Source organism: Enterococcus sp. AZ084, from assembly GCF_051714905.1.
Lineage (GTDB): Bacteria > Bacillota > Bacilli > Lactobacillales > Enterococcaceae > Enterococcus_B > Enterococcus_B pernyi.
Map to the genome: position 1 here is coordinate 1,763,654 of NZ_JBIOSS010000001.1, position 18,739 is coordinate 1,782,392.

The 18,739-nt window shown below is 39.7% G+C and carries 13 protein-coding genes; 2 read left to right on the forward strand and 11 right to left on the reverse strand.

Features of this window, described 5'->3' with window-relative positions:
- Positions 1-62: 62 nt before the first annotated feature.
- The 4 genes from IGI79_RS08080 to IGI79_RS08095 all read right to left on the reverse strand — a co-directional run bounded on the left by IGI79_RS08080 (position 63) and on the right by IGI79_RS08095 (position 3,280).
- Positions 63-998, reverse strand: a complete 936-nt coding sequence (locus tag IGI79_RS08080; RefSeq protein WP_065097098.1) for a hypothetical protein — start codon at positions 996-998, stop codon at positions 63-65.
- Between the two features lie 88 nt (positions 999-1,086).
- On the reverse strand, positions 1,087-1,764 hold the full coding sequence (locus IGI79_RS08085) for an RDD family protein (protein WP_065097104.1): 678 nt from the start codon (positions 1,762-1,764) through the stop codon (positions 1,087-1,089).
- Between the two features lie 188 nt (positions 1,765-1,952).
- A complete protein-coding gene (gene sppA / locus IGI79_RS08090) occupies positions 1,953-2,978 on the reverse strand; it encodes a signal peptide peptidase SppA (RefSeq protein WP_438845832.1) in 1,026 nt (341 codons plus the stop codon).
- Between the two features lie 11 nt (positions 2,979-2,989).
- Complete coding sequence (locus IGI79_RS08095; RefSeq protein ID WP_065097096.1) at positions 2,990-3,280, reverse strand: hypothetical protein; 291 nt, start codon at positions 3,278-3,280, stop codon at positions 2,990-2,992.
- Between the two features lie 391 nt (positions 3,281-3,671).
- On the opposite strand from IGI79_RS08095, the gene glmS reads away from it, so the two are divergent.
- Positions 3,672-5,480, forward strand: a complete 1,809-nt coding sequence (gene glmS, locus IGI79_RS08100) for a glutamine--fructose-6-phosphate transaminase (isomerizing) (protein WP_438845833.1) — start codon at positions 3,672-3,674, stop codon at positions 5,478-5,480.
- Between the two features lie 368 nt (positions 5,481-5,848).
- Here glmS and glmM read toward each other — a convergent pair whose 3' ends face one another.
- From glmM to nifJ, 4 genes are all read right to left on the reverse strand, one after another.
- Complete coding sequence (glmM, locus tag IGI79_RS08105) at positions 5,849-7,204, reverse strand: phosphoglucosamine mutase (RefSeq protein WP_010735243.1); 1,356 nt, start codon at positions 7,202-7,204, stop codon at positions 5,849-5,851.
- Between the two features lie 23 nt (positions 7,205-7,227).
- Positions 7,228-8,403: a CdaR family protein gene (locus IGI79_RS08110; RefSeq protein ID WP_065096806.1), complete on the reverse strand. Its 1,176-nt coding sequence runs from the start codon at positions 8,401-8,403 to the stop codon at positions 7,228-7,230.
- Positions 8,400-9,284, reverse strand: a complete 885-nt coding sequence (cdaA, locus tag IGI79_RS08115) for a diadenylate cyclase CdaA (RefSeq protein WP_010735241.1) — start codon at positions 9,282-9,284, stop codon at positions 8,400-8,402. The genes IGI79_RS08110 and cdaA overlap by 4 nt, the downstream gene beginning before the upstream one ends.
- 170 nt (positions 9,285-9,454) lie before the next feature.
- Positions 9,455-13,132 (reverse strand): pyruvate:ferredoxin (flavodoxin) oxidoreductase, encoded by a 3,678-nt coding sequence (nifJ, locus tag IGI79_RS08120; RefSeq protein WP_065096807.1) that lies wholly within the window; start codon positions 13,130-13,132, stop codon positions 9,455-9,457.
- A 291-nt stretch (positions 13,133-13,423) separates the two neighbouring features.
- Here nifJ and IGI79_RS08125 point away from each other — a divergent pair, with 291 nt between their 5' ends.
- Positions 13,424-13,939, forward strand: a complete 516-nt coding sequence (locus IGI79_RS08125; RefSeq protein WP_019723107.1) for a DsbA family protein — start codon at positions 13,424-13,426, stop codon at positions 13,937-13,939.
- 75 nt (positions 13,940-14,014) lie between these two features.
- On the opposite strand, the gene IGI79_RS08130 is transcribed toward IGI79_RS08125, so the two are convergent.
- The 3 genes from IGI79_RS08130 to whiA form a co-directional block, all read right to left on the reverse strand.
- On the reverse strand, positions 14,015-15,718 hold the full coding sequence (locus IGI79_RS08130; protein WP_065096808.1) for a hypothetical protein: 1,704 nt from the start codon (positions 15,716-15,718) through the stop codon (positions 14,015-14,017).
- Between the two features lie 174 nt (positions 15,719-15,892).
- Entirely contained in the window at positions 15,893-17,596 is a 1,704-nt protein-coding gene (locus IGI79_RS08135; protein WP_065096809.1) for a hypothetical protein, read from the reverse strand.
- A 203-nt stretch (positions 17,597-17,799) separates the two neighbouring features.
- Positions 17,800-18,735 carry a DNA-binding protein WhiA gene (whiA, locus tag IGI79_RS08140; protein ID WP_010735234.1) on the reverse strand — a complete coding sequence of 312 codons (936 nt, stop codon included), beginning with the start codon at positions 18,733-18,735 and terminating at the stop codon, positions 17,800-17,802.
- Between the last annotated feature and the right edge of the window lie 4 nt (positions 18,736-18,739).

The window sequence follows — 18,739 nt, forward strand, 5'->3', positions numbered from 1 at the left end:
AAACATATTGAACGAGGGGAATCCACGTTTTTCATGACTTTTTTATCTTTTCCTCTGTTTTTTTACGTATTGAATAATAATAGTTCTGTCATTATTTTATTTCTTTTTTCAGTGAATTCGTGTTGTTCAGATGCCAAAAGATCCTCACACGGCTGATTCGTATAGGTTGCTACTGTTTGTTTGAACCATTTGTCAAGATTCCCAATGTAGCTATCATAGATCGGATAAACGATCGCCGATTGCATCGCAAACTCTTCTTTCAAGTTCTCACTCATCAAGGCGTCTTCTCGTTCATATGCTTCCGCCATTTGTTTGATTCGTCGATAGGAGGTTTGCTCTTCTGGACGCACCATTTTCTTTGGTATCACTTCGATCAACTCTCCCTCGATCGTCAAGTATGCAACCGGTGCTGCTTCTTTGACTTGAACGAGGGACTCAAGCAACTTAGCCCTTACAAGAACATGGACCGTTTTTAAAACGATCAACTTTCTAGCGGTCTGGATAAATTCGTGGTAAGGCAGTTGCTCGATTTCTTGGATATAACTCAACTGGGTAGTTGGTTTTTCAAAAGGTAATTTTTCTACCAGTTGATAGATTTCACGAATCTTCTGTCTTCGCATCTGTCCGACTAATTCTTCTGATTGTTGGATTTTCAACAAAACTGCTTGCTCAAAATCATCGGGAAAATCAGCACTTGCAATCAATTTTCGTGCATATAAAAAATCTTTTGCTGTAATCAGTAAATCAAAGTAAAAAGTAGCCAATTCTTCATTCATCAAATACTGTTTTTCATGCAAAAGTGCTTGATGAAGTGCTTCTTCCCACATATCCAATTCTGATAGCGCCAACACGTATAACGTATTCGCTTCAAATGTTGCTTCAAGTTCATATGCACGTTCAAACAGCTCTTTTGCTTGACTGTACTGATGATCTGTTAATGCCTGTTGGCCAATACGCATCAAATTGTCGTATTTATCAGGAAAATCGATCGGTCTCACTTAGGTTCTTCCCTTCACTGTTTTATCATTTGTCTAACACGACTTATTGAATAATAACCATATTCAGCCATTTTCTCTACCTAAAGCATCAAGCATTCATCTCTTGATTAAATGCTTTGATCATATTGATGGTTACTACACTCGTATTTGAAAAATAATCACCGATGTGTTGTTTTTTCTTACTAAAGATAACTGGGAGATAGCCGATAAAAAGTAACGGAAATCTCAAAATGAAACGACAAGCGCCCTCACGGACTAATACTGTACTCCATGAAAGTTCCTCTTCATCAAAACTGATCACTCGAATACCAAAAATCATTTTTCCAATCGTCTGTCCGTGATTCCATTTCGTCAATAAAATAAAATAAGCTAAATAGGCGATCAACGACAAACTACCATAGATACTCAAATAAGAATCAGAAACTTGAAGCCATCCTAGGTTCACTGCGATACCTAACGTTAAGCGAGTGATTGACCCAATACAAATCAAATCAACCAAAAACGCAGCAAAACGAACCCAAAAACCGGCAAAGAAATAATAAGGAAAACGATTGATACTTGGTTCCTCGGTTTTTTGTTGTGTATATTTTTTCCATTTTTTCTGATTTTCTTTGATCTCAGTTTCTGACAGTGGTTTTTCTTCAAAGGAACTTAGCACCTTTTGAGAAAATCCCGGATCTGGTCCTACAGCCGGTTGGTCATTTTTTGCTTGTGCTGCAAACTCAAGTTCTTCCGACGAGCTACTTGTGTTTTTGTCAGCTGTAATTTCGTCTTTAGGAGCAACTGAAGCGTCTACTGTATCCTGGTTTCTACTAGTAGGATCTACTAATTTATTTTCTTCTACCTTAAAAACTTGTTTAGATGATCCCTCTGTGCGTTCAGCTACTTTCGGTTCCTCATTGGTCTTTGAGCGTTCTTCGGGTGTTGACGCGTTCGTTGATTTCTCATTCATGCTTACTCACCTCCATATAGATACATTGCTCTTGGAGATTCTGCTGTTCCTAGACTTTCAAGTAACGACAAGATCTGACTTGTTTCAGAAGCTTGCAACCCTTGTAATTCTGCTAATTTTGCACCAAACCAAGTATTGCCAAATCCAGTAGAACTAGTTGAGTATTCGACTAACTCAGCATCTTGTAGATCAAGATCTTTTCTCATCGCAGCTAAAGCATCTGTTGGATAGCCGATTTCGTCCACCAAACCTGCTTCTTTCGCTTGTACACCGTCGTAAATACGACCATCTGCGACTTTTTTCACTTCATCTTCTGATTTGTTTCTTCCATCACTAACGACTTTAACAAAACGATTATAGGCGTTATCGATGTAAGCTTGCAACACTGCATGATCTTGCTCAGTTTCAGGTCGAGTAGCCGATCCCATATCTTTTAGTGCGCCACTTTTTACTGTTGTATCTTCGACACCGATTTTTTCAAGTAAGCCCGAATAGTTGAGTCCGGACATGATGACACCGATTGAACCAGTCACTGTTTCTTCCGTTGCAAAGATTTTATCTGCTTGTGCGGAAATATAGTAACCACCACTGGCAGCCATATTTTTCATGCTGACATACATCGGTAGATCACGTTCTGTTCGGACCTCGTTGAGTAAGTTGGCAATTTCTGCACTTTCATAAACTCCGCCACCCGGAGAATTGACTTCCAATAAAATCCCACTGACGCGTTCATCGGCTTCGATCGCTTCAATTTGTTTCAAGAAGTCTTCATGATTATAACTCTCAGTAGCAAATAAACCAGAAGAGCCTCCACTAGCTATGGCACCATCAACGGACAATTTTGCGATCCTTCCCATGCCACTGCCTTCTTCAAGTACCACCGGTGACATTTCATCGTCCCCATATAACCAACTATTGATGTTCCCCATCTGCACCTCTTCTTGCGGTTGCGTCATACTTGATGATACCAACGAAACAACCAATAAGCCGGCAGCAATCAGTACTGCTATCCAACGTTTCTTATTCATTTTACACACTCCTAATATAGATTTCTAATCACGATCACCGTTTCAGAACCAGGTATCGCATTCATCTTTTCTGCTTTTTCTTCAAGGGTGTAACCAGTAAACTGTTCGTGGGTCAATTCATCTTCAACGACAAACTGTTGCGCATGTTCGATTTCGAACGCATCAGGGGCGATTTCTTGGATACTGTCCCATCCGGTATCCAAAAAGATTTTAGTGTCATCCGTCACGTGTTCTGTTTTTTCAAATGCTGCAATTTGTTTTTTTAACATCCCCAACGTCATGATTTCTATCTTCTCTTCCATCTTTCATCCTCCTTCTATCTATAATTATTGTACCGAACTACAAGAAAAGATGATAGTCGAATTTGATATTTTTCTTTCGTTCATCCCAATTAGATATATACCAATTTATTTTTTTGTCTTTTTCATTGACAAACCTCACACATTAACGTTATGATTTTAGATGTTTCCAAAGAAAATAATAACAGGAGGATAATTAGACCAATACGGAATAGCGCCAGGTCTGTTTTAACAGATGACGAGGAAAGGGTTGATCGAAGGATTCGGCGGATGGCCCTAGGGACTGCACCCTAAAAAGAAACATAAAAACTATCTGTGAAGGTAGAACAAAAGGTTTCTTACGCAGTTGGAAACGCTAATATCAAGTTTATAACAGAAAGTAGGATGTTTTTTTATGTGCGGAATTGTTGGAATGATTGGATTAGAGAACGTGACACCAGGGTTGATCAATGGTTTAGAAAAATTAGAATATCGCGGGTATGATTCGGCGGGTATCTTTGTCTCAAATGGAAAACAGGACCATTTAGTCAAAGCACGCGGTAGAATCCAAAACCTTAAAGATAAATTATCTCTAGAAACAACTGGTACAGCAGGTATCGGTCATACAAGATGGGCAACTCATGGGGAACCCGCTGAGAAAAATGCGCACCCCCACCACTCACAAAGCGGACGTTTTGTTTTAGTCCACAATGGGGTGATTGAAAATTTTGAAGAATTGAAACAACAATACGTAGCCACTGATGACTTCATTGGCGAAACAGATACGGAAATCGTTGTTCATTTGATTGAAAAATTCGTGGAAGAAACGCAAGATACACAAGAAGGATTTAGAAAAGCGCTAGAAGTCATCGAAGGTTCTTACGCTTTTGCCTTGATGGATCGCACAGCTCCTGAAACAATTTTCGTTGCCAAAAACAAAAGCCCTTTATTGATCGGTAAAGGCCAAGGATTCAATGTGATCGCAAGTGATGCGATGGCGATGCTTGCTTACACTAAAGAATTTATTGAAATCGAAGACCAAGAAATGGTGATCGTTCAAGTAGATGATATCACGATCCAAACAATGACTGGTACGATCATAGAACGTGATTCTTATGAAGCACAAGTAGATGCTTCTGACATTGAAAAAGGAACATACCCTTACTATATGTTGAAAGAAATCGACGAGCAGCCGATCATCATGCGTAAAATCGCGCAAACCTATTTAAATGAGGACAATGAAATTCCTTTAGATCACAAATTGATGAACGAACTGTTAGCAAGTGACCGTATTTACATCGTGGCATGCGGCACAAGTTATCATGCAGGATTAGCGAGCAAGCATTCCTTCGAACAAATGACTGACATTCCAGTAGAAGTCCATTTGGCCAGTGAGTTTGGTTATACCATGCCTTTATTATCGAAAAAACCATTCTTTATCTTTTTAAGTCAAAGTGGTGAAACCGCTGATAGTCGTCAGGTGTTAGTCAAGATCAATCAATTAGGTCATCCTTCATTGACGATCACGAACGTTGCTGGTTCTACGTTATCAAGAGAAGCTGGCTTCACTCTGTTGCTACATGCAGGTCCGGAGATCGCTGTTGCTTCAACTAAAGCCTATACTGCTCAAATCGCTGTACTAGCTTTACTTGCAAAAGCAGTCGGTGATCAAAAAGGCAATAAACGTTCATTGACATTTGATGTAGCGCATGAATTGAGTATGGTTGCGAATGCAATGGAAACAGTAATTACCCAAAAAGATGAACTCCAAGAACTAGCTGCGGAATTCTTGAATGACACGCGCAACGCTTTTTATATCGGTCGTAGCAACGATCACGATGTCGCTTTAGAAGCTGCTTTGAAACTAAAAGAAATCAGCTATATCCAAGCAGAAGGTTTTGCTGCCGGTGAATTGAAACACGGTACCATTGCACTGATTGAAGAAGGCACACCAGTAATTGGGATTATTAGTGAGGAAATCACTGGGGCTCATACACGTGGCAACTTAAAAGAAGTTGAAAGTCGTGGTGCCAAAACCTTAGTGATCGCGGCACATGGATTAGAAAAAGAAACGGATCAATTAGTGATTCCTGCTGTCCATCCATACCTTTCTCCTCTTGCCATGGTCATCCCGACGCAATTGCTTGCTTACTATGCGACATTGCTACGCGGCTATGATGTGGATAAGCCAAGAAACTTAGCTAAATCAGTCACGGTTGAATAATCAATCAAGTGACCCTTTAAATAGTCAATGCTCTTTGAGATGAGGTCGGGACAGAAGTGTTCAGCCTCGAGAAATAAGGCGCCATCCACGAAAATTGTTCTTCAAATTTTTGTGGATGGCGCCTTATTTCCGAAGAGGTTACTTCTGTTCCCGCCGTTTATTCGGTTTTAGGTGGTACAGAGGACTAATGTTCCAGACACACCTTTTATTTGATCTAGTAAAGCAGTTGCTCGCTCGTTTTGTATCATGCGACAGCCATCGTCTTTTAAATGACCTTATGTGTAATGACCCATTATTTCAGAAACGAGCACAAAAAGAGAGTCAATCTCTATGATCCAAAGATTGACTCTCTTTTTTATATCATTCTATTAATCGATTCCAATCTCAGCTTTGACAACTGCTGCGATTTTGTCAACATAATAGTTTACTTTTTCATCAGATGGTGCTTCTGCCATCACGCGTAGTAATGGTTCTGTTCCGGAAGGGCGAACTAAGATACGTCCTTCACCGGCCATTTCAGCTTCTGCTTCTTCAATGACTTGTTTGATTGCAGGAACTTCCATTGCACCGTTTTTGTTGCTTACGCGGATATTGACTAATTTTTGCGGATAGATCGTTACTTCTGCTGCTAATTCTGATAATTTTTTACCAGTTTGTTTCATGATATTCAACAATTGGATACCAGAAAGCATACCATCTCCTGTTGTATTGAAATCTAAGAAGATCATATGACCAGACTGTTCACCACCGAAGTTGTAGTCATTTTTACGCATTTCTTCGACCACATAGCGGTCGCCCACTTGTGTCACAACATCTTTCAAACCGATTTCTTCGACCGCTTTATGGAAGCCGAGGTTACTCATGACCGTTGTAACGATCGTATCTTTTTTCAGACGATTTTTAGCTGACAAATATTTCGCACAGATAAACATGATCTTATCGCCATCTACGATATTTCCTAATTCATCCACCGCAATGATACGGTCGCCGTCGCCGTCAAAGGCAAGACCGACGTCTGCTCCTTTTTCTACTACCATTTCTGCTAGACGCTCAGGATGCGTTGATCCGACACCGTCATTGATGTTCAAGCCATTCGGATTTGTTCCCATCGTGTAGAAATCAGTTTCCAAATCAGCAAACAAACGATTGACAGATGTTGCTGTTGCACCATTTGCCGCATCTACACAGACCGTTAAGCCTGAAAGATCGCCATTGATCGTCTGTACTAAGAATTGTGAATATTTCAGCAACCCTTCTGGGAACTCTTCGACTGTACCTAATCCCTCAGCAGAAGGTCGTGGCAATTCATCGACTTCCGCATCTAACAATGCTTCGATTTCTAATTCTTGGTCATCATCTAATTTAAATCCATCTGCACCAAAAAACTTGATGCCGTTATCTTGAGCTGGATTGTGTGAAGCAGAAATCATGACACCTGCGCTTGCTTTTTGTAAACGTGTCAAGTAAGCCACTCCTGGTGTAGAGATCACACCTAATTGAAAAACTTCGATCCCGACAGATAACAGACCAGAAACTAACGCTTCTTCGAGCATTTGACCTGAAATTCTTGTGTCACGTCCAACCAATACACGTGGACGTTTTCCATCTTTCTCATGTTGGCTCAGTACATAGCCGCCGCAACGTCCTAATTTGAAGGCCAATTCCGGTGTTAGTTCTTTATTCGCTTCTCCACGGACACCGTCCGTTCCAAAATATTTACCCATAGCTGTAAATTTGCTCCTTTAACTTAATTTTCCGATGAATCCTCTTGACTATTCGGTTGACTACTTGATTGTGTTGTCTCACTTGATGATTCATTCGACCCTTCACTTGATGTTGACTGCGTCTCTTCGGAATGACGTGTCGTCGATGACGAAGAGTTCGCAGGTGTCGACCCTGCACCAGAAGTTGTACTTCCTCCCGAATTTCCGGAATTTCCCGAATTAGAACGGCTAGTGTTTTCCGTGCTTGTTTTCAGGATCGGTGTGATCTCAACATCGATTGAAGTTGGTGTGATACTAAGTCCACTCTCTACCGGAATATCAATATTTCTTGTCGTCCGGTGGACGATCCCAGAAATATCGATTGGTATCGTGATGCTATTTCCTAGTTGAGCCAGTTGACTCTCTGAACCAGTGACTTCTGCTTCAATGTCAGAGAAACTGAAATCGTAACTCTCCACATTATTTGCGGGGGTCCCTTGTGCTGTTCCATAAAGTCGAATCGTTTTCGTAGGCTTTGTTACCGTTGCTTTTGCAGTGACTTGCACTGGATCTGAAACAATACTTAAAGGTTCTCCTGCACTATTCAATGCTTGTACAGTGACTCTCGTGTCGACCCCATCGTCCGTGATCATCGCAGGTTCGATCCTCGCTACGACCTGTTGGATCTCTTCTAGTGTCTGATCGCCAGTCGTGACCGTCACTTTTTTTGGTGATAATTCAAGGTCATTCAATTCGAATCCAGCTGGAGTTGATTCTGTTGTGAGTAAAGGCGTGACCTCAAATTCTTTTGTCACTTTTTTCTCGATAGTCACTGTGATCGTATCCGGCTCTAGTTTTGCTTTGACCGCACTGCTCAGATTTCTGATTTTCAATGGTACTTCATGTGTTCCCTCACCTAAACCAGTGAGATCTGCTGTCACCCGAAACATTCTTGTATCTTCAATTGCTTCGGCATTCAACTGAACACGATTGGCACTGGACAACTTCGCTGTGACCGTACTCTCATATCCATGGATATAATATTGATCCGTGTCGTATAAAAGTTGTACTGACACATCAGAAACGTTTTGCGTATAGGCTTCATTTCCTGACAGCGTGTCTTGGACAGATTGTCCATTCGCATTAAAATACAGCACAATACTGAATAATAACGCAACAAACGCATATAAGATACTTTTACGCCTCTCTTTTGAGATCATTTGTGATCCCCTCCCTTAGTCATCACGTCTAAGAAGGTTTGGAGCGTATTTTTATTTTTGTTTTTTTCTTCGACGATCAAATTTTTACGCAAGATCGTCAAATATTCTTCTTGAGATAAGCCAGGCATCAATTGGTTATCCAACGTAATGCTGACATCTCCTGTTTCTTCTGAGACAACGATCGTAATCGCATCGCTCGCCTCACTGACTCCGACAGCCGCTCGGTGACGGGTTCCGAATTCTTTCGGAATCAACATACTTTCAGATAAAGGCAAGTAGGCACTGGCTACTGCAATTTTTCCATCTTTTACGATCACTGCACCATCATGCAGCGGTGTATTCGGAATAAAAATATTGATCAGTAATTCGCCAGTGATATCGGCATCTAAAGCAATCCCTGTTTCGATATATTCATCCAAACCGGTGTGGCGTTCGATCGTGATCAAGGCACCGATTTTACGTTTGGACATATATTGGATCGCTTTGTCGAAAGAAAGGATCATCTGTTCATCTTCTTGCTTCTCACTCTTCGATTGTTTGAAAAGTGAGCTACGACCGAGGTGTTCTAATCCACGCCGTATCTCTGGTTGAAAAATGACGATAGCCGCAATCACACCATACGTGATCACTTGATTCATCAACCAAGATAAGGTATGTAGACCAATAATCTCGGCTAAGATCCGAATAACAACAAAAATCCCTACCCCTTTTAGCAATTGGATTGCTTTTGTTCCTCGCAATAGTTGAATGAGTTTATAAACTAAATACCAAACAACCAATACATCGAGTATGTTCACCAAAAAATTCTGAGAAAACAAGTCACCGGAAAACATTTGTCGCCAATAGTCTAAATTAAAAAGTTCTCCGATTTGAAATGACATAGACAGCCTCTCTTCTCTTTTGAGATTTCCTCTTTAGTATATCATATGTTTCCTCAGAAGAGACTTATCTGCTTGGAATTTCCTAACAAAAACCAATTTTTTTCAAGAAATTTACATTTTCCATTTATTCACCAATAAGTTATTCTATTTCCTTGGATCGTTTCGTTTTATCATTCTATGGTTTTTCTTCGTTCCGCTCTAGCGGCACGTCTGGCAGCACGTCTAGCTTCTGCTTCCGGATCAACCGTTCGTTCTTTTTTGACTCTCGGTTTTTCGATCTCTGGACTTTCAGTACCTTCTGTCGGTTCGATCTTCGCTTTGATTTTTTCTAATTGACCAGTCATCGCCGCATAGTTGTAAAACCGTTTTTTCGCATCTTGGATCGTTTTATTGAATAACTGCTCCGCTGCCTGCGGGTGGATCGTTTCAAGCGATGAAAAACGGACTTGCTTGCGCATGAAGTCAGCCATCATGGTAAAATCAGGCTTTTTATAGTCTAGTGTCATCGGCGTTTTATTCTTTTCGATCAATTCAGGATTATAGCGATACAACGACCAATAGCCTGAAGCCACTGCTTCTTTTGCTTCTTTGATCGATTCTTTCATTCCACCAAGTAACCCATGAGCAATACATGGCGTATACGCAATGATCAACGATGGTCCAGGGAATTTTTCTGCTTCTTCAAATGCTTTGATCGTTTGCATTTGATTCGCACCTGAAGCGATCTGTGCCACAAACACATTCCCATACGTCATCGCCATCATGCCTAAGTCTTTCTTGGAGGCATATTTCCCATTTGCTGAGAATTTAGCGATTGCTGAAGCAGGTGTGGCTTTTGAGACTTGTCCACCTGTATTGGAATAGACTTCGTTATCCATGACTAAAATGTTTACATCTGCGCCACTTGCCAAGACGTGATCGATTCCGCCAAAACCGATATCATACGCCCAGCCATCACCACCGATCATCCATTGACTATTTTTGACAAATAGATCTTTTTCTTGGTAGATCGTTTGTAATTCAGGAACAGCTTCAAGCTCATTTTCGATTGCCCCACGTAATTTAGCTGCCCGTTGTTGGGTTCCTTCGCTTTCAAACATATGCGCCAACCAATCTTCCATCAATTCACGTAGTTCTAAGGAGACTTTAGGCATCACTTTTTTCATCGTCTCTGCTAAAGCTTCTCTTCTTGTTTGTGCGGCTAAAAGCATCCCATAACCAAATTCAGCATTATCTTCTAATAATGAATTTGACCACGCAGGTCCTTGCCCACAATCATTTGTGGTAAATGGTGAAGCCGGCACTGCTCCGCCCCAAATAGATGAACAGCCTGTCGCGTTGGCGATCATCATACGGTCACCGAACATCTGTGTCAACAGCTTCACGTAAGGCGTTTCCCCACAACCGGAACATGCCCCGGAAAATTCTAATAAAGGTTGATTGAACTGTGTTGATAATACTGTATTTTTGCCTTTGATTGGATTTTCTTTTTGTCGCAAGGTCATCGCAAATGCCCAGTTGATTGCCTGTTTCTTTTGCTCTTCATAAGGCTTCATCACTAACGCTTTCCCTTTTGCTGGACACGCTTCGACACACAAGCCACAACCGGTACAGTCTTCGACAGACACTTGGATGCGATACTTCAAACCATCTGGCCCACGCATTTCTCGAACAATGAACCCTTCCGGTGCTTCTTCTAGTTCTTCCTCATCGGCTAAGAATGGTCGAATCGCTGCATGAGGACAAACGAACGAACATTCATTACACATCGTACAGCGCTCACTGATCCATTCAGGTACTTCAAGTGCTACCCCGCGTTTTTCGTAAGCAGCGGTTCCTAAAGGTATATCGCCTCGTGTCATTCCGTTTTCTGCTAAGGTCCTCACTGAGAGCTGATTTCCTTCTTGAGCGTTGATTGGTTCAAGGATGTCTCTGATATAGCGATTTTGAGTATTTTTCTCCTTATCAGGAAGCGCCAATGTTGCCCATTCAGCCGGCACTTCGACTTTATGCAACAATTCCACTGTACGATCGATCGCCTTGATATTTTTTTCAACGATCGCCATTGATTTATGACCATAACTCTTCAAGGCTTCCTCTTTCAAAATCGGTAGGACTTCTTCGAATGGTATGATATTCGCCAACTTGAAAAATGCTGTTTCCATCGCCGTATTGATCCGCCGACCTAGACCTACTTCTTGCGCCAAACGCATCGCATTGATCGTATAAAATTGGATCTCATTTTCAGCTAAATATCGTTTTAAATGGGTCGGTAGATGCGTAGCTAGTTGTTCGTCTGACCAAAGTGTATTCAATAAGAAAGTCCCTTTAGGTTTCAATCCTTTGACTAAATCATAGCTGTGAAGATAAGCAGGGGTATGACAAGCTACAAAATCGGCATGTTCGACTAAATAGGTCGAACGGATCGGTGTATCGCCAAAACGCAAATGAGAAACAGTCAGACCACCTGATTTTTTTGAATCATAGTAAAAATAGCCTTGTGCGTATTTGTTTGTATGGTCACCAATGATTTTGATCGCTGATTTATTTGCTCCAACTGTTCCATCAGATCCAAATCCCCAGAATTTCGCTTGGAAAGTATTCGCTTCAGTCAAATCAAGTGATGGGCCAACTTCCAAAGAACAGTAAGTTAAATCATCAATGATCCCGATCGTGAAACGTTTCTTCATATCCGTTTTTTCTTTTTTCAATTCATCATATACCGCTACAATCTGATCAGGGGTGACATCTTTTGAACCAATGCCATAACGTCCGCCGATCACTTTCAGATGACGTTCTGCATCATATAACGCACTTTGAACGTCTAATAATAAAGGTTCTCCCCCTGCTCCCGGCTCTTTACTGCGGTCTAGAACAGCAATTGCCTTTACGGCATTCGGTAGTTTTTCGATCAATGTTTCAATTGGAAACGGACGATATAAGTGGATATTCAAGAAGCCGACTTTACGACCGTTTTTGTTCAAGTAATCAACTGTTTGTTGGATCGTTTGCGCAACTGATCCCATTGAAATAATGACTTCTTCTGCGTCAGCCGCTCCATAATAAGTGACCAGATCATAAGAAGTTCCTCGGAGTTCATTGATTTTATCCATATACTTTTTCACGATTTGAGGCAAACGATCATAGTATCGGTTGATCGTTTCTCGTTGTTGAAAGTGGATATCAGGGTTTTGATTCGTCCCACTGGTCGTCGGCCGATTAGGATTCATTCCACGTTCACGAAAGGCCTCCAATTTTTCTTGAGGAATCAAAGGAGCTAATTCATCATATTCCAACACTTCGATTTTTTGGATTTCATGACTCGTTCGAAAACCATCAAAAAAGTTGACAAAAGGGATTTCTCCTTCTAAGGAAGCTAGATGCGCAACTGGCGCTAAATCCATCACTTCTTGGACGCTGCTTTCCGCAAGCATCGCAAATCCTGTTTGGCGAGCGGCCATCACATCGCCATGATCACCAAAAATATTCAGCGCATTCGTCGTCACCGCTCGACTAGCTACGTGAAAAACACTAGGTAAAAGTTCACCGGCTATCTTATACATATTTGGGATCATCAATAATAATCCTTGTGAAGCAGTGTACGTTGTTGTCAATGCTCCGGTTTTTAATGACCCATGTACGACACCAGCAGCACCAGCTTCTGATTGCATCTCTACGACTTTCACTGGTTGTCCGAAAATATTTTTTTTACCTGAAGCTGCCCATTGATCAACCAGTTCAGCCATTGTTGAACTAGGCGTAATTGGATAGATCGCTGCTAATTCTGTAAAGGCATATGAAATATATGCCGCAGCAGTATTCCCATCCATCGTCTTCATTTTTCGCATGTTTCATCACCTTTGCTCAATTTATCTAAATAATCTTTATTATTATACCGTAAACGAACAAAGAAAACCTCCTAATTTTGAAAGAAAAATCACATGCTAAAGATATGACAGAAATGCTTCGACCAGAATCGACAGGTAAAAAATAAAAAAATAGCTTTTCCCTTCTTACAACTTTTAGCTTTTTAATCTAGGAAATGAGAGATTAGCGATTCACACACATTTATTTCTTTGAACAAATCATTGTCTTTTTTAGGGCAAAGTTATTACAATAGAATAAAGAGGTGTTAAAAAATGGATATTTCAATTATTGATGCAACAAAAACAAACAAAACTACTGGAATCATGTACGGAAACGAAGATGCACCAAAACAAATGATCGAATTTGTTAATCTTGCTTGTCCTTATTGTCGACAATGGTTTATCGAATCTTATGACATTTTAGAAGAGGCGGTTCAATCTGGAAGACTCTTACGAATCATCAAATTGTTCGACAAAGAAAAACCTAGTTTACAAAAAGGAAATGTGATGCATCATCATATCACTACGACGGATGGAAAAGTCGCATTAAAACAAATCAAAGCGATTTTCGATGCGCAAGATGAATGGAAACAACTTGATTTAGACGGCATTGCCGAATATGCAACAGAAACACTTGGTTTAACCGAACAAGAAGACCAAGCAACTACTCAAGCAATCATCGATGAAGCAAATGCTGCTCACATCCAATTCGTCCCTACTGTAATCATCGATGAACATATCTTTGATGAATCGATTACACCAGAAGAATTGAGTGAATTGGTTAAATAATTCATCATTTGATCATTCCTTGATGTTTAAAATCAAAAATAGACCGAAAAGCGATTGGCTTTTTCGGTCTATTTTTTATCGTTGTAGTAACGAAGTATGTTTGGTTGAACGAAACTGTTGCGGCTTTTCTTGGAGGACCCGCTTGATATTCTCTACTTTTGCTTGTCGTTTGATTTCTTTTTCTATTTCCTTGAATTTTTTTAGTTTCTCCACATCATTTTTTCGTTCACTGATTTTTTTTATGCTCATTTTATTATTGCGCTTCGAGATGATTCGAACTGACTCTATGCTTACCCCATGTTTCATGGCATTAGTGACCTTATCGAGATACCTAGCATCTGCAAGGATCGCTGATTTTTGTTCATCTGTAATTCTATGCTTTTTGTTAGATAATCTTGTCAGTCTTTTCAATGATCGCCTTTTACTGATGACTAATGATTTTTTTACCGAAAGTAGCTGCGCAATTTGGCTGTTTGTTTTTCCTTCCCCTATCATCCGCTTAACATCCTGCGTTTGTTGCTCTGTCAAATAACTATTTGTCCGTTTTTTGATATTGGGATAGTTTACTAGATCCGCTTGAAACGTGATTTGATAGATGTTGGTCAAATTCGTATTGAATTGCTTTGCGATAGCTTCTGTTTTCTCCCCGTTATTAAGCTTCGTTAAAATCAGGTGATTTCTAATTGCACAAGTTTTATGGTGATCCAAGTTAAGAGAGAGACCAATTTCGGCCATTGATTTCCCTTTTTTTAATTCCTCCATAAATTTGGCACATGCTTCAACTGAAAACGACGTTAGTGGCTCAGTTTTATTCTCTTTCTTATCTTTTTTCATGGGTTGTTGTACTGCCTGATTATGATAAACGACTTTCTGTAGGGCAGTAGTTTTCATATTGAACTTTCTAGCTAAGATACTTGCTTTGATTCCATCCTCGCGATAATACAAAATCCGCTGATTCCTAAGTTTTCTTAGTTCATCCACAGGTGTATAAAATCGTTTGCTGATTTCTGCTAGTGGCTGCTTTTGCTCGAATGCTTGTTCAATATGACGCGTACGTGTCCGAATCACAAATTTTTGGTTGATATTCAATTGCTGGGCAACGATTCTTGTTGGCTTTCCTTGTTCTAAGCTCGCGACAATTGCTTGTTCTTGTCGATTGATATTTTTTAGCCATTTCTTACTTTCTTTTGTGACATGACCTTGCAAGGCAAGTGGTTGGCTAATTTTCTGACGAATACGTAAAACATCTTCAACGGATAATCGAAAAGTAGTGGCAACATCTTCTGGATGAGTCATTTGTAATCGTCTTAAAATGGCTTGTTCTCGTATCTTTTCTACACTACTCTCTGCCAATTTCCACCTGTGCGCAACTTCTTTGATGGTCAATTTTTGAACTAACTTTTTCTCGATCATATGATTTCGAATAGTAAGTATCTGTTGATGCTCCATATGTAGCTTTTTAGCGAGATCATTCTTTGAAGCACCGTTTATTAGATGATGTTTGATATAGTTATTGCGTACCTCTCGAATTTGATCTAGCGACATATTCAATCGGTGAGCGATTATTTCCATACGCGTACCTTTTTTGATCTGTCGTATAATTTCTCTTTTTATAACGAATCTGACCTGCCAAAGAGTAAGGTGATGTTTTTTTATGATATATACGTTCGTTTTGCGATGTCTTATTTCCGCTAATACGTCTTGTTTTTTTTCAATTGCTTGCGTACGTATTTGAAATCTTCTTTTGGATGTCACTACCTGTTTTTCATAATCACTCATTTACAGTTTCCTCCTAACTTGTTTGTTTCATTCTCTCGTTATAGGAGTATTTCTTTGATCGATCTTTCTTTTTTTTAACATATGCTAAAAAGAGATTAAGGGAATGATTCTACTTCGTCTTGATCAAAAAGAGGGCTAATGCTCTTTAGAATACTGTCCATTACTCGTATCTATTTATTCACGTTGTGTCATCAATTTCGTTTTTGGCATTTTTTCTTTTTGAATAATTTGCTGAATATTGCGGATTTTCGCTTCTTCTTTTACCTTAGTAAGTAGTTCATCCATCTTTTGTAGTGCCTTCATTTTTGCTGTTTTTCGTTTTTCTTGGATTTCTCTCCCCTTGATTTCTTCAAACCTAGTAGCCAAAACGCGGATGGTCGACTCACTAACCCCTGATTTCGAAGAATTCACAAATGGAGTCATGTAGTTTAGGTCTTGCATGATCTGCTTTTTTTGTTCTTTTGTGACTCGATGCTTCATCTTGATTGTTCCTTTTTGTGATTTCATTTTTGTTTGCACACATCTGACCAGCGAGTCTTTGATTCCTAGTACTTCAGAGATTTCTCTGATCGTCATCTTGCGATTGATGCAGTTTCTAACTGTTTGCACTTGTTCAGGTGTCAAATAATCTAAAGTACGTCGCTTGATATTGGGAAATTCTGCCAAATTTGCTCGGAAAATAACTTCACGAACATTTTTGATATCCATTTTGAATTCTTCTGCGACCGCTTGAGTGGATTCTCCACTGTTCAATTTTGTTAATATCCCATGATTTCTCACTTTATAGATCAGGGGGACGATTACTCCTAATTCTTTTCCCAAAGCCTTCGTTATTTTTGTTTCTTTGATTCGTTTCAGAATTTCTCGTCTTGTCTCATCAGATACTATTGAAATATCAAATGTTTTTCGAGAGCTTGCTGTAGTATGATCAAGCTTATTAGAAGCATTATTCCGACACAAAATCGATCCAACTCTGGATAATGACACGTTAAATCTTTTTGAAAGAAGACTACTCGTTTTCCCTTGATCGCTTTGTATCAATAGACGAACATCTCTTAGTCGATAGAGTTCCTCGATTCCAATGTGGAATCGCTGACTGATTTCTTGGCCAGTCTGTCCAGCTTCGAATGATTTTTCGATTTCACGATTACGGATATCGATGACTGCTCGTTGACTGATCTTTAATTCTTGTGCTACAACTTTTGTTGTTTTGCTTTCTTCAAGTAAACTTAGTACCTTCGCTTTGCGTTCCTCTAATTGATCCAAGAGATTTTTGTTCGCGGGAGACAACTCTTTTGTCTTATTATTTGATTCTAGCGAACGTTGCTTGATCAAAAATACTTGTTCCATTGATAAATTGAAATCTCTGGCAATTTCTTCAGGATGTTGTTCTTTCAATCGTTCGATAATCTGTTCATTTCTGATTGAACGAATTTTATTGACTGATAACTGTGAATCTTTTGCTACTTCTGTTACACTCGATCCTTTTATCAATTCAGTGGCAATCCTTTTATTGCGAATCTGCAAGATTTGTTTTTCACTCATCTGAAATTCAGCTGCTAATGCTGCTATCTCTCCGTTTTTTGCTAATGCGGTATAAATATAATCATTTCGATACTTACGAACTTGTGAGACTGTCAATTTCAACCGATAGGCAATTGTTTTTTGGCTTTTTTGCCCGATAATCTCTTGGATTGCCAGCTTTTTCTTGGTTGTATAGAGGCGCTCTCTGCTGATTTGATACTTGTTCATGATGTCTTTTTCCAACTGACCTGATATTAACTCACGATAAATGGCTTGATCACGCTTTTCTTTTAGGTCTCTTGTAGGATATAGTTCATCTATTTTACGTTTCTTACTTTTATGTGCTTCCTCCATAATGCAATCTCCTCCTCACTATCACTAATTTACATTCATTATAAGTACCTAAACTTTAGATTCATGCCCATTTTTAAGAAAAAGAAAAAAAAGTGGTCTGACATCTATCCTCTTGCTTCGATGAACCCTAAAAGCAAAAGACAAATTAGTCAAACCACAATATGTTTATATTTCGATTTAATGAACAATAAATTCATTGTTCATTAGGATGCTTGTTCTTTTAATTTTTCAGCAAATTCGTTGATTTTTCGAATCCGATGATTGATCCCTGATTTCGAGATTGCTCCGGATGGGATCATTTCTCCTAGTTCTTTTAAACTGACTTCAGGATGTTGCAAGCGTAATTCAGCAATCTCTTGTAACTTTTCCGGAAGTGCTTGTAAACCCACTCGTGCTTCGATCAATTCAATATTTTCAATCTGTTTTGATGCTGCATCAATGGTTTTGTTCAGGTTAGCCGTCTCACAATTGACTAACCGGTTCACTGAATTTCTCATATCACGCACGATCCGCACATCTTCAAAGCGCAACATCGAATTTGTTGCCCCAATCAGAGTCAAGAAATCAGCAATTTTTTCGGCCCCTTTTAAATAAGAGATATAGCCATTACGTCTTTCTAGTGTACGCGCGTGTAAACCATAGTAATTCAACATATTACAAATATCTTGGTTATGTTGTTCGTAGATCGAATAAATCTCTAAGTGATAACGGCTTGTTTCCGGGTTATTGACTGAACCCGACGCCATAAATGCGCCACGTAAATACGAACGCATCTTTTGCGCATTTCCCATGATCTCATCGGAAACATGCCCATTGAACATCATACCATCCATGATATCCAGATCCATCAATACATTTTTCGTTCCTTGTTTCAAGCGAACGATGTAGACATTATTCTTCTTTAATTTCATTTTCTTACGTACGAGCAGTTCGCTTCGTACTTGATAATGATCTTTTAAAAGTGAGTAGATCCGTCGAGCAATTGCGGCGTTTTCTGTCTGTACGTTCAAGATGAATTGCTGGTTGACGATTCCAAGTGAGCCATTCATTCGTAATAATGCGGCTAATTCCGCTTTTGCATGTTCTCGATGGACTTCCAAACCAGTCAATTCCTTCTTGACTTCAGCTGCAAATGACACGTTA